At 72.3% G+C, this 12744-nt stretch carries 7 protein-coding genes; 1 reads left to right on the top strand and 6 read right to left on the bottom strand.

What is annotated here, in order from left to right; all coding sequences use genetic code 11:
• Window positions 1-54: 54 nt before the first annotated feature.
• From ACFWTE_RS03105 to ACFWTE_RS03095, 3 genes are all read right to left on the bottom strand, one after another.
• Window positions 55-900 (bottom strand): alpha/beta fold hydrolase, encoded by an 846-nt coding sequence (locus ACFWTE_RS03105; RefSeq protein ID WP_378777438.1) that lies wholly within the window; start codon window positions 898-900, stop codon window positions 55-57.
• A 347-nt stretch (window positions 901-1247) separates the two neighbouring features.
• Window positions 1248-2537 (bottom strand): MFS transporter, encoded by a 1290-nt coding sequence (locus ACFWTE_RS03100; protein WP_378777437.1) that lies wholly within the window; start codon window positions 2535-2537, stop codon window positions 1248-1250.
• 428 nt (window positions 2538-2965) lie between these two features.
• Complete coding sequence (locus ACFWTE_RS03095) at window positions 2966-4993, bottom strand: GTP-binding protein (RefSeq protein ID WP_378777435.1); 2028 nt, start codon at window positions 4991-4993, stop codon at window positions 2966-2968.
• A gap of 591 nt (window positions 4994-5584) precedes the next feature.
• Here ACFWTE_RS03095 and ACFWTE_RS03090 point away from each other — a divergent pair.
• Window positions 5585-7243 carry an alkaline phosphatase D family protein gene (locus ACFWTE_RS03090; protein ID WP_378777433.1) on the top strand — a complete coding sequence of 553 codons (1659 nt, stop codon included), beginning with the start codon at window positions 5585-5587 and terminating at the stop codon, window positions 7241-7243.
• Between the two features lie 267 nt (window positions 7244-7510).
• Here the strand turns inward: ACFWTE_RS03090 and ACFWTE_RS03085 are convergent, their stop codons facing one another.
• The 3 genes from ACFWTE_RS03085 to ACFWTE_RS03075 all read right to left on the bottom strand — a co-directional run bounded on the left by ACFWTE_RS03085 (window position 7511) and on the right by ACFWTE_RS03075 (window position 12365).
• On the bottom strand, window positions 7511-9283 hold the full coding sequence (locus ACFWTE_RS03085; protein ID WP_378777431.1) for an ABC transporter ATP-binding protein: 1773 nt from the start codon (window positions 9281-9283) through the stop codon (window positions 7511-7513).
• The gene (locus ACFWTE_RS03080; protein ID WP_378777429.1) at window positions 9280-11115 is read right to left on the bottom strand and encodes an ABC transporter ATP-binding protein; all 1836 of its coding nucleotides are present in this window, start codon (window positions 11113-11115) and stop codon (window positions 9280-9282) included. The genes ACFWTE_RS03085 and ACFWTE_RS03080 overlap by 4 nt, the downstream gene beginning before the upstream one ends.
• 473 nt (window positions 11116-11588) lie before the next feature.
• The gene (locus ACFWTE_RS03075) at window positions 11589-12365 is read right to left on the bottom strand and encodes a tyrosine-protein phosphatase (RefSeq protein WP_378777427.1); all 777 of its coding nucleotides are present in this window, start codon (window positions 12363-12365) and stop codon (window positions 11589-11591) included.
• Between the last annotated feature and the right edge of the window lie 379 nt (window positions 12366-12744).

Here is a 12744-nt window from a genome sequence, read left to right as displayed (position 1 = left end):
TCCCTGCGCCCTTTCCGGGAGGCGGAGCCCTCGGCCCCTCCTCCCGGGCACCGCTCAGACGCGGGTGCGGCAGCGGTCCAGGAACCTGCGCAGCACCTCGTTGAAGCGGTCGGGACGTTCCAGGTTGGGCAGGTGCCCGGCGCCCTCGATGATCTCCACCACGGAGTCGGGGACCAGCACGTGCATGGACTCGGTGAAGTCCGGCGGGGTGAACCCGTCCTGGCGGCCCCCCACGAGCAGGGTCGGCGCCGAGACGCGCCGGAGCAGGGGGACGTAGTCGGGGCGCTGCGCGCGTCCGCGCTGCGCGGCCGCAGCCCCCTCGGGCGGGGCGGCGTACATCATGGCGCGCACGTGGTCGGCCACGTCGGGCAGGTCGCGCACGTTGTCGGCGGTCATCATGCCGACCAGCATCTCGTCGGTGTACCCCCGCATCCCCTCCTTGCGCAGCCGCTCCGCCATCGCGACGCGGCACGCCCGGCCCTCGTCGGTCTCGGCGCGCGGGTTGGTGGCGGCCAGGGTCAGTGAGTCGACCCGGTCCGGGAAGAGCCGGTACAGCTCCAGGGCGACCTGCCCCCCCATCGACAGCCCCACCACGCCCACCACATCCAGGCCCAGGTGGTCCAGGAGGGCGGCCAGGTCGCGGGCGAACACGCCCAGGGAGGTGGTCCCGGGGACGACACTGCTGCGGCCGTAGCCGCGCAGGTCCGGGACGATCACCCTGTACCCGCGCCCGGCGAAAGCTCTGACCTGCGGCTCCCACATCGTGCGGTCGAAGGGGTGGCCGTGGATGAAGAGGATCGGGTATCCGGCTCCGCGATCGGTGTAACTCACGTCGATCCCGCGCACGGAGGCGGTGTCCGGGGCGTCACTGTTGGCGGTGTTCGTCGTCTCGTGTGCCACAAGAACCGATGCTATTCATCGGCGCAAGGCGCCGTTTCACCGGGAGGGTCCGGAGGAGGCGCGTGCGGCCTGCCGACGGTGCCGACGAGGCGGGCGTTCGCGCCGGTCCGGGCCCGGAGGCCGCCCCGGGTCGCGGTCGCCGGGACGGGGCCCGCCCTGCTTCGGCCGGAGCGGGCCGCAGGTGGCCCCTCGGCACCTGCGGCCCGCCGTGCGCCGTGCCCGCCGTCCTCGGGCACGGGGCGCCGTGGGGGGCGGCTCCGCCCGCCACGGGCCGGGCCGCGGAGCGCCCGGCTACAGGAGGAGACGCACCGGGGCCCCGCTGGGTTCGGCCTTGTCCGCCACCCCTCTCACCGGGTCCCCTCCTGATCGGGGAGGTGGCCCGCGGGTCGGGTCTTCGAGGTGCGCCGGTCCGTGTTCTCTGGGCCGGTGGGCGGCACGCTCCTGCCCCGGCTTTGACCCAGGACGAGGGCGACCACCAGGTAGGGGGCGGCGAAGAGGACGAAGGCGAGGGCATGGCCCGTCAGGGCGAAGACCGCCGCGTACAGCAGGTAGGAGATGCCGGTGAACGCGTCGGTGCCGAGCCCGGCCAGCGAGGTGACCGTGGCGCGGCTGCGGCCGCTGATGCGTTCCTGGAGCCGGGCGTCGGCGACCACGCTCGCGCTCTGGCAGACGCCGAAGCCGGCTCCGATCAGCACCCAGCCGGGCAGGCCGTCGAGCAGGGCACCGGCCGCGACGGCGAACGCCGCCAGGCCCAGCAGGGCGGCGAAGACGCGTACCGGAAGCCGGGAGGCGGGCCCGGCGAGCAGACCGCCGAGGGTGATGAAGATCCACACCACCAGCACCACGAAGGGGATGGTGGCGGTGGGGACCCCGGCCTCGTCCGCGAGCAGGGGGACGTACTCCTCCAACATCCCCCAGAACGCGGTGACCACGACGACGAGCACGATCGCGCCGCGCACCCTGCGGCTCGCGCGCGCCTCGGACAATCCCTCGCGCAGGGTGGCGAGGTAGCCGACGGGCTCGTCGCCGGGTTCGTCGCCGCCGGGGGCGCCCCGGTGTTCGGGCAGAGCCAGTGCGGCCAGGGCGCACAGCACGCACGCCGCCACGCTCGCCGCCCCGACCGCCGCGTAGCCGCCGTGGGCCATGACGGGGATCGCCAGCAGCGTGGAGGCGCCGACGGCGGCGACCCCCAGGGCGCGGGCCACGCCCATGACCCGGGCGTAGCGGTCGGTCGCGCCCCGGTGGCCGAGTTCGGTGTAGACCAGGGCCTCGAAGGCCCCGGAGGACAGGGCGCCGCCGGCGCCCCACAGGACGAAGCCGAGCGCGAACGCCCAGTATCCGGGAAGGAGCAGCCACAGGGAGAAGCCCGCGGCGGCGAACAGCGGTGCGGCGGCCAGCAGGTAGCGGCGGGGCACCACGTCGGCCCAGGCCCCGGCGGGTACGGACGCGACCATGGAGGTCAGGGACCAGATCACGAACAGTGAGCTGATCTGGGCGACCGTCAGCCCGGTCTGGTCGAAGAGGATCGCGTACAGCGGGTAGAGGAGGACGAACTCCTCGAACACCGCGTAGGCGTACAGGGGCCGGGTCAGGCGGGACGGGCGCGCGCCGTGGGCGCGTGTTGGCAGGGTGCTCATGGAAGTCTTTCGGTCGAGCGGAAGAGGACACCGGGGACGTGGTCGCCCGGTGGTCCGCGTGCTCGGACCGAAGACCTGTCTGGGACTTAATGTCGCTTGCGCATGGCCCCAGGATAGGCGCTCGGTGCCGGTACGGGCCAGTGCTTGTGCGTCCTCCGCACGTTGCTCCGTGCTCCCCTCCGCCGGATCCGGTGGAGGGGAGCACAGGACACGGGGCACGGCGGCGTGCCCCTCCCGCGCGGCGGGCCAGAGCCGCGCGAACGCCCCCGGCAGGGGCTGTGCGCCTCGGCTCGCGAACGCGCACACGAGTTCCTGGTACGTCTCGGACGGCGACACCAGGACGCGCCGCCGGTTGGCGGGGTCCTGCCGTCGCGCCACGAGGTCCACCCGGACAGGTCCCCGACCGTGTCCTGGCTCAGGGGGCGGTGCTACCGACCCGGCGGGGTCCGACCTCCCGGACCGGACCGCCCCAGGTGGATCAGGTACTCCTGCCTGTTCAGAGGGTTGCCGTCGGTACGGGCCCGGCGCGGAGGCCTGCCGGCCACGGGCCGCACCCGGGCATGGCGGCTCACCAGGAGGCCCTCGCCCCGCGTCAGGCCGGGCAGCGCCGACCGGAACCCGTGGACCGCGCGCGCGGGCAGCTCCCCCGTCAGCGACCACACGTCGCGTCCCGGCCGGGACGCGTGCACGTGGCCGCCCGCAGCTCCCAGGGCAGCCAGGACCGCGCTCAACGCGTCGGCGGGGACCTCCAGTTCGAAAGCGTGCACGGGCTCCATCACCCGGGTGCCCGCACGGTGCAGCGCCCGCATGAGCACCATCGGGGTCAGACAGCGAAAGTCCCGCGCCGTGCTGACCGGAGCCACGAACCCGCTGCGGACCAGGGTCACCACGCAGTCGGTGACCTGCCACCCGTACAGGCCCTGGGCCAGGGTCTCGTGGACGGTCTCCGCCACGGCGCGGTCGAACGACGGCAGTAGGGCGCCCAGCTCCACCTCCCGGCGGAAGGTCACGCCGCTGCCCTCCTCCCCCGGCTCCACCCGCAGGCCCACCGTGGCGGCGAACCCGTCCGGGGGCTGGGAGCCGACTGTTTCGACCGCCTCGCCGACACCGTTCGGGCGCTCGACGTGCACGATGGTGCTGCGGTCGAACACCGCCCGCACACCGAAGTCGTCGGCCAGGGTCGCGGCCACGACCTCCTTCTGCACCTCCCCGTACAGCAGGACCGAGACCCCCTCCCCCGGTACGGTGCGCACGCTGATCAGAGGGTCCTGCTCGGCGAGCGCCACCAGGGCGGTGTGCAGGCGGGGCCCGTCGCGACCGTCCTGCGGTCGAGCGAGCGCCTCCAGGGAGGGGCGGGCGAAACGCGGACCGGGACCTCCGGCCGGGGGCGGTCCGAACCGGTCGCCCACGCGCAGGCCGGGCAGCCCCCGGACGCGGCCGATGTGGCCCGCCGTCAGGACGCGCCCCCGGTCGGACTCGGCGCCCACCACCTCCAGCCGGGTGAGGCGGCCCCGGTGGGCGGTGGCACGGTCGTCGGATTCACCGCAGGAGTCGCGGTGGAGTACGACGTGGTCGCGGTCGGCGAGGCGGCCGGACCGCAGCCGCACGTACCCGGTCTTCTCACCGGAGGCCGAGCGCTCGATCGCGAACACCGTGCCCCGAGGCTCCTGGTCGGTGTCTGCCGGCCCCGGGGTGTTGAGGGGGAACAGGGCGGTGAGTGCGCGCACCAGTTCGGGTGCGCCCTCACCGGTGATGGCCGAGCCGAACAGCACGGGGTACACCAGCCCTTCCGACACCCGTGCCGCCAGCAGCCCGTCCAGTTCGGCCCCGGTCGGTGCCGGAAGGCCGTCGACCAGGCGTGCCAGCAGCGCTTCGTCGTGTGCCGCCAGTGCCTCGGCGATCCCCGTGGCGACGGCCGGGTCGTCCCGGTCCAGGGGCAGGGTGCGCGCGCCGGGCGTGCCCGCGCCGCAGACCCGGTTGAGCGCGACCGCGTCCGGGGAGAGCAGCCGCCGGACGTCCGCGAGCACCCCGTCGGGGCGCGCGCCCCGACGGTCGGTCTTGTTGACGAACAGCGCCACGGGCAGCCCCGCCTCGCGCAGGACGCGCATCAGGACGCGGGTGTGGGCCTGGACGCCCTCGACCGCCGACAGGACCAGGACCGCGCCGTCGAGCACGGACAGGGCGCGTTCGACCTCGGCCACGAAGTCGGTGTGGCCGGGGGTGTCGATGAGGTTGACCTGGACGGGTCCGGCCCGCAAGGACGCGACCGCCGTGCGCACGGTGATGCCGCGCTCGCGTTCGATGCGCCCGCAGTCGGTGCGGGTGTCCCCGGCGTCGACGCTGCCGAGTCGGCCGACGGCGCCCGCGTCGAAGAGCAGGCGCTCGGTGAGGCTGGTCTTACCGGCGTCGACATGCGCGACGATACCGATGTTCAGTGTGGCTGGAATGGATGACAAGAGCGGAAATGTCCTCGGGAATTCGTGTCCGGATGATGGGCTCGAAAACTCCGTAGGACCGGCGCATACCGTTTTTCCTCTCTGCGACTTTCGGTTGACGGTCCGATCCTGGCCCCGTCACGGATTCCGCGCAACCTGTTTTCCGTTCTGCCCCGTTCCGGCGTGGTGCGGCCCCGCCTCTCGGCCGGTGGTGTCGTCGCGTGCCGAGCTGCCGGGCGCGTGGGGCGGAGGCGCGGGAAGCACCGCGCGGTAGAACCGGGTCAGGCGCAACGGGACGGAGAAGTGCACGAAATTGCACTTTGGGGTTTTTGGCTTTTTGCGTGGGAAATGCGGGAATTGCTCTCGGAAAAGCGTCTGCTTTACAGTTCGATGACGCGAACCATACGCAAGCCGGGGGATCCGGGCCGTGGCAGCGGTGTTCGCCCCGGGCACGTAGATCTCGGAGCTGTGCGTCACCTTCCGGTCACCCATGTGGGCTCAACGTTCACCGTGCGGTGGTTGGCAGGTTCCGCTTTCCGTGGCCGGATAGAGCACGGTCCCCGCTCGCCCCCGGCCGGGGGCGAGCGCTCCACGAACCCCAGGAGACCGCGCATGCCGGGAATCCCCCGCACCACCGCCCCCGCCCCATCCCCCGTCCTCGTCACCCCGGTGTCCCCGCCCAAGGCTCAGGCGCTCACCGCGCCCGCCGCCTCCCTCGCCGGCGAAGCCGCGCGCACCACCCGCCGCCAGCTCCTGGTGGGTGGCGCGGCCACTCTGGGGGCCGTCGCCCTCACCTCGTCCTGGGCGCCCGCCGCCCGCGCCGACACCGCCGCCCGACCGGGGCGGGTGGTGGACCCCTTCACTCTCGGCGTCGCCTCCGGAGAACCCCGCCACAACGGCGTCGTTCTGTGGACCCGGCTGGCCCCCGACCCCCTGGCCGAGAACGGCCTCGGCGGTATGCCCGACCGTCGCGTGGAGGTCGAGTGGCAGGTCTCCAGGGACGAGGACTTCGGGCGGATCACCAGCTCCGGCATCGTCGAGACCGGCCCCCGCGGAGCCCACGCCGTGCACGTGGAGGTCCAGGGTCTGCGGCCCGCGACCCCCTACTACTACAGGTTCCGGCACGGCACCGAGATCAGCCCCGTCGGCCGGACGAAGACCACCCCCGCGCCCGGGGCGCGGGTGGACCGGTTCGCGTTCGCCTTCGCCAGCTGCCAGAGCTACACCAACGGCCACTACACCGCCCAGGCGCACCTGGCGCAGGAGGACCTGGACCTGGTCGCGTTCCTGGGCGACTACATCTACGAGACCGGGGAGGCGGGCAGCGTCGGCCGCCCCCACGTTCCCGCCCGCGAGGTCCAGTCCCTGGCCGAGTACCGCGTCCGGCACGCCCAGTACAAGACCGACGAGGGTCTCCAGGCGGCCCACGCCGCGTTCCCGTGGGCGGTGGTCTTCGACGACCACGAGCTGGAGAACAACTGGGCCGACGAAACCCCGTACGAGGGCGAGCCCTCGGAGGAGTTCCTCCAGCGCCGGGCCGACGCGCTCAAGGCCTACTACGAGCACATGCCGCTGCGCCGTTCCCAGCTCCCCGCCGGACCGGACATGCACCTGTACCGGCGGCTGGCCTTCGGCAACCTCGTGGACATGCACCTGCTCGACACCCGCCAGTACCGGGACGTGCAGGTGGAGGACTCCGAGCGGGGCGACCCCTCGCGCACCCTCCTGGGCGCGGAGCAGAAGCGGTGGCTGCTCGACGGGCTCTCCTCCTCACGGGCGCGCTGGAACGTGCTGGCGCAGCAGGTGTTCTTCTCCCAACGCGACTTCGAGGACGGTGCGGCCACCAGGTTCAGCGACGATGCCTGGGACAACTACCAGGTCGAGCGGGACACCGTTCGGGACGCGCTCGCCCGGGTGCGCAACCCGGTGGTGCTCACCGGCGACGTGCACGCCAATTACGTGTGCGACGTGAAGGCGGACTTCGACGACCCGGGGTCGGCGACGGTCGCCACGGAGCTGGTGGGCACCTCGTTCACCAGCGGCGGCGACGGGGCCGAGCAGAACCCGGGCGACGCGGTGCAGCTGCGGGAGAACCCGCACATCAAGTTCATCAACCGCAGGCGCGGCTACGTCCGCAACGTCGTGACCCCCACCGAGTGGACGGTCGACTACCGGACCGTCGACTACGTGTCCGAGCCGGGCGCGCCCGTCACCGACCGGGCCCGGTTCGTCATCGACGACGGCGTTGCGGGCGTGCGCCCCCAGGCCTGAGCTCCCTGACCCCGGAGCCGTGTCCCCACGGGGCCCTTCGCGGGGACACGGCTCCGTCTGCCCCTGGCTTTCGCTGCCCGGGACAGGCGGAGACTGTCGAACTCGGCGAAGACGGCAATGCGCTGCACAGCGGGGAGGCCAGCGGCCGGACGCATCAGCAGAGGCGTCCGGGCCCTCCTGCTCACCGTTTCCCTCGGCAGCCGGCTGCCATTGCCCGGGCAACATGGACAGCCGCCTCCTTTGTCACCACAGGTCCAGCGCATCCGGTCAGACGAAGTACCGGGCCTGGAGGCGGAACAGCTCGGCGTAGAGCCCGTCGGCCTGGCTCAGCGTGTCGTGGGTGCCGGTTTCGACGAGACGGCCGCCGTCCAGAACCACGATGAGATCAGCCGCCCGGGCGGTCGTGAAGCGGTGCGTGACGAGGACGGTCACGCCGCCCTCCTGGCGGCTCAGGTCGGCGTACTGCTGGAACAGCCACTCCTCGGCCCGTGCGTCGAGGCTGGCGGTGGGCTCGTCCAGGATCCGCAGCAGCGGCGCCTGCCGCATGGCCGCCCGGGCGTTGGCGACCGTCTGCCACTGGCCGCCGGACAGTCCCTTGCCGTCCCACGATTTCCGCCCGAGCCGGGTGTGCAGGCCCTCTGGCAGCGAAGCGAGGAGCTTGTCGCCGCCGGCCGTGCGCAGCGCCTTGAGGATCCGCTCCGGGTCGTCGCGATGCTTGAGCCGGCCCAGCCCGATCGTGTCCTGCAGGGACATCTCGATGTGTACCGGGTCCTGGAAGGCCGCCGTGATCCGGGCGCGCCACGCCTCCGGGGCGAACTGCGCGAGATCGGTTCCGTCCACCAGGATGCGCCCCTTGTCGGGCCGGTAGAGACCGCTGAGCATCTTGACGAACGTCGACTTCCCCGCGCCGTTCTCGCCGACCAGGGCCACCACGGCGCCGGCCGGGAGCTCGATGTCGATGTCGCTCAGAGCGGGCTGATCGCGATTCCAGTACTGGAAGCCGAGACCTTCCACCTTGATACTGCCGTCCAGCCGGGCGGGCACTGCCACCGGCGTGGCCGGCACGACGGCCGTCCGCTCCGCGGTGCCGTCCTCCACCACGTCCAGGAACGCCCGGGTTGCCCGAAGCGACTCCAGCGTCCAGAAGGACAAGTTCAGCAGGCTCTGCACCTGGCCGGTGATCTGGCTGCTGACGGCGACGGCTGCGACGATGAGGCCGAGCGAGGCATCACCGGCCAGGCCGGCCCGCACCATCAGCACGACGGCGGTCGCGTACGCCAGCACGAAGAGCAGCCAGGCCAGCGCGACCGGTACCCGGGTCAGTTGATCGGTCCGGGCGATGTCCTGGCCTGCGGAGTCCCACTCCTCGCGGTGCCTGCGACGCAGCTCGCCCGCCAGCCCGAAGAGGCGGGTCTCGCGGCCGGGTGCGGCCGTCGTGGCGAGCGTGAACAGATGACCGGCCAGCCGGGTCCGGGGCGTGGCACGCTCCACGGCCCGACCGCGCTTCTTGTCCGCCACTTGGGTGGCCAGCACCGCGGGGATGGCGAAAAGCGGCAGTACTGCCAGGACGGGAACCACCGAGGCCATCAGGACGGCCGAGGTGATCAGGGCCAGCGCGGCTCCGGCCAGCCACATCAGCCGGTCGAAGCCCGGCCCGATCTCACCCCGCGCACCGCGGACCACCGCCGCCTTGTCGGAGCGGCTCGAACGCTCGTGGACCTCCAACGTCGGCGTCGTGCCGACCAGGTCGACGAACTGGCGCTCGACCTCGTTCTGGATCTCCTCCTGCAGGCGCAGGCGGGTGAAGTAGCCGGCGATGAAGGTGCCCTGGGTGAGCATGACGAAGACCGCCGCACACAGCGCGAGTACCACCAGGCCGCTGGTCGAGTGCCCACTCGCCACCTCGCTGAACAGTCCGATCGCCACTGCGAGGCCGATCCCGGTGGCCTGTTCGAGAATCGCCACCGCCACCACGATCAGGGAACGGAACCGGTCGATGCGGGGTCCGGTCGTGAGGACGAAGCGCAGGGCGCTGATCACGACGGTGCCTCCTCGAAGCGCTTCGCCTGCAGGCGGAACAGCTCGGCGTACCGGCCGTTCGCGCTGATCAGATCCTCGTGCGTGCCGTCCTCGACGATCCGGCCCTGATCGAGCACGACCACCCGCTCCGCCTTGCGCACGGTCGCGAACCGATGGGAGATCGCGACGGTCGTGGCCCCTGCGGTGAGCTCGTGGAAGGTGTCGTAGAGCTGGGCCTCGGCGCGAGCGTCAAGGCTCGCGGCCGGCTCGTCCATGATCAGGAGCCGTGCGCCGTGCCGCAGGCCGAACAGCGCCCGGGCGATGGCGATGCGTTGCCACTCGCCACCCGACGCGTCGACCCCGCCCGTGTACCCACTGGACATCACCGTGTCCCAGCCTTTCGGAAGTCCCTCGATGAACTTCAGCAGTCCGGCCTGCCGTGCCACGGCCCGCAGACCCTCCTCGTCGTCCGTATGAGCCAGGGAACCGAAGGCGATGTTGTCCCGCACGGTCAGCTCATAGCGGCCGAAGTCCTGGAAGACGGCAACGACCTGACGCTGCCAGTTCCGGCGGTTGGCGTCCTCGACCGGGATCTCACCGACGCGCACGCAACCCCCGCTCGGAGCGTCCAGGCCGGCGAGGAGCCGGGCCAGCGTCGTCTTGCCGGCCCCGTTGAGACCGACGACGGCGAGCGACTGACCCGCGGGAATCTCGAGGTCGATGCCGTGCAGCACCTCGTCCGCGGCGCCGCCGTATCGGAAGCGCAGATCCTCACAGGAGACGTTCGCGACCGGTGCCGCCCAGGGAGCGGTGCCCGGCCCGCCCGGCGACGCCACGACCGGAAAGGCGAACGCCTCGGCGGCCGCCTTCGAGCCGAAGCTGGTGCGCAGGTCGTCCTCGTCAGCCCGGAGCACCTGGAGAAGAGCCCGGAGGGCAAGGCCACCGAGCGCCAGGTCGCCCACCGTCGTGCCTCCGGTGGCGGCCCGGTAGGCCAGGTAGTAGAGAACCGAGGCGACCGTGACGCCGGTGACGAGGACGACCACGACGACGAACAAGCGATGCTCACGCCGCCGCCGCCAGACCTCCGTCATGTTCGCGCGCCACTCCGAGTGGTAGGCGTCGCGGAAGAAGGCCGTGAGACCGAAGAGGCGCACCTCCCGGGCCGCGCCCGGCGTGGTCGGCACATCCCGCAAGTAGGACGTACGGCGGAGCTTCTTCGTCTGGTTCACGGTCTCGATGACAGCGATCCGGTAGTTGCGGACCAGCTGGAGGTGGAGCACAACGAAGATGGCGAAGACGATGAGCCCCAGCCCCCAGGTGACCTGGGCGAGCAAAGCCGCGGAGCCGACGCCGGTCACCCACAACGAGGCCTTGGTCGAGAAGCCGAAGACCGCTTCCCCGGGCGGCATGTCGATGGTCCCGTTGCCCCGCGCCCGCCCGAGCCGGTGCAGGTAGGCCGGATCCTCAAGGTGGCCGATGGTCGCCGGCTCCGAGGCGGCCATCATCACGCGCTCGCTCAGCCGGCCGGTGACCCGGCGGCCAAGGGCCCGTCCCAGAGCCGTCCGTGCCGACTCGGCGATATGAGTGAGGAAGAACAGCATGACGATGAGGGCGACCCAGCGGTAGCACTCCCGCGCCGCCGGGGTGTCCAGCCCCTGGCCGATGGCCGAGGTGAGCCCGTCCACCAACCCGCCGATCCCGATGGTGATGCCGACCGGGGCCGCGCCGGCGAGGACGGCCAGCACCGTGGTCAGGGCGGCCACGCCCGGTGCCACGGAGAAGGAGTATCGGACCAGGGCGGGAGTCACCCACCGCGTCGCCGGGGGCGGCAGCCGGCTCGTATCCGCGGTCACGCCTGCTCCTCGCCGTCGAGGTTACGGGCGCTCGTGCCCCGGACCTGGGCGCTTGACATCTTTCCTCCCGGTCGGCTGCGGGTGCTTCTTTCGTGGCCGCTCTCGAGAAACTCCCGGCCCGCGAGCGACAGAAATCCTGTCGTCGGCGCTGCGGGCTCTTCGTGTTTCTCGTCCGGATCCGGAAGAGCTGTGACAGTCCCCTCCGGGATCTCGATCCGGCCCGGCGAGCAGCACGTTACGGGGGGAACCGCGTGGAGAGCTACGGGTTTTCCAGCGCCTGTCCGGAGCGTGGTGTGTCGGAGGGTTCCGTCTCACCCGGAGGGGTGAGCACACGCCCTGGTCGCCCTCCACCCACACCGCCGCCGCACTGTGCACCGAGGCGGGCGCCCGCCTCCTGAACGAGTACCGCACCGCCCATGCCGCCACCCACCAGCCCTTCGACGGCCCCGTCGTGTACGGCCCCGCGCGTTCGGTCAGCTCAGGAGCCGGGCCCGGACCCGTTCGAGGTCGTCCGCCCCGACCCCCGCGTCCAGGAGGCAGGTCCGCGCGTCCAACTCCCGCAGGACGCCGAGCACGCTTTCGTGCGGGGTCAACCCGTGCCCGGCCATCAACGAGGCGATCATCGGCCCCTGGTCCTGCTCTCCCATCACGGCGAAGAGGGGGGCGAGTTCGACGGTCGAGAGCGCGTAGTCCTCGGCGATCGCGTCCTCCTCGACCCCGGCCAGGGCCAGGAGCAGCAGGGAGATCAGCCCGGTACGGTCCCGTCCCGCCCCGCAGTGGAACAGGATCCCACCGGGCCCGGCCTGGGCCAGAGCGGTGAACACGGCGGCGCACCGCTCGGCCTTGCGTTCGAGGAAGGGCTGGAAGTACAGGGGGGTTCCGTCCAGCCCGCGGCGGGCGACCTGCTCCCAGAACTCCACGTCCTCGACACCGTCCAGGGGCACTTCCAGGCGGGCCGTCCCCGGTGGTGGGGACACCCCGGCCACGGTGGCGGGGAGCACAGCCGATCCCCCAGGACCGGCCAGGCCCCTCCCGGGGGCGGGCCTGATCTCGTCCTCGTTGCGCAGGTCCAGGACGGTGCGCACCCCGGCCGCGTAGGCGGGGTCCCAACCCTGGGCGGTGACGAAGCGCAGGTCGGCGGAGCGGATGAAGGCGCCGGTCCTGGTGGTCCGGCCGTGGCGGGTGGGGAGCCCGCCGAGGTCCCGCGTGTTGTGGAACCCGTCCCAGGAGATCTTTCTGCCGTTGCTCATGAACCCCAGGGATACGTCCCCGCGTGGACGAAGGAAAGTACCTCGGTCCCGTTTGCGCCGGGGCCCGTGACCGCATCCGGCCGGGGCCATCGAGGAACCGCTGCCGTATCCCTCCTGCCGGTGGTCCTCGCACCAGCGCCCCGGGTGCGGTCGAGGAAACCGGCGATGAGCGGGGCAATCTCCGGTAGGTACCCTCCCAGGTCGAGGTGCCCGGTGGCGAAGGGGTGGCGTCCGGCGTCGGGGACCTTGCCCGGTGGTCCGGCCGTGGCGGGTGGGGAGGCCTTCACCCCGTCAAAACCGACGGCACGGCCAGGGCGCGGCGGCGGGCACAACTCGGTCGGCGGCGACCCTCCGATGTCGTCGGCCGCCGATAGCGTTT

The organism is Nocardiopsis sp. NPDC058631 (genome assembly GCF_042716955.1).
Classification (GTDB): Bacteria; Actinomycetota; Actinomycetes; order Streptosporangiales; family Streptosporangiaceae; genus Nocardiopsis.
The sequence above is the reverse complement of the archived record's forward strand: the minus strand, read 5'-3'. Positions and strand labels throughout refer to the sequence as shown.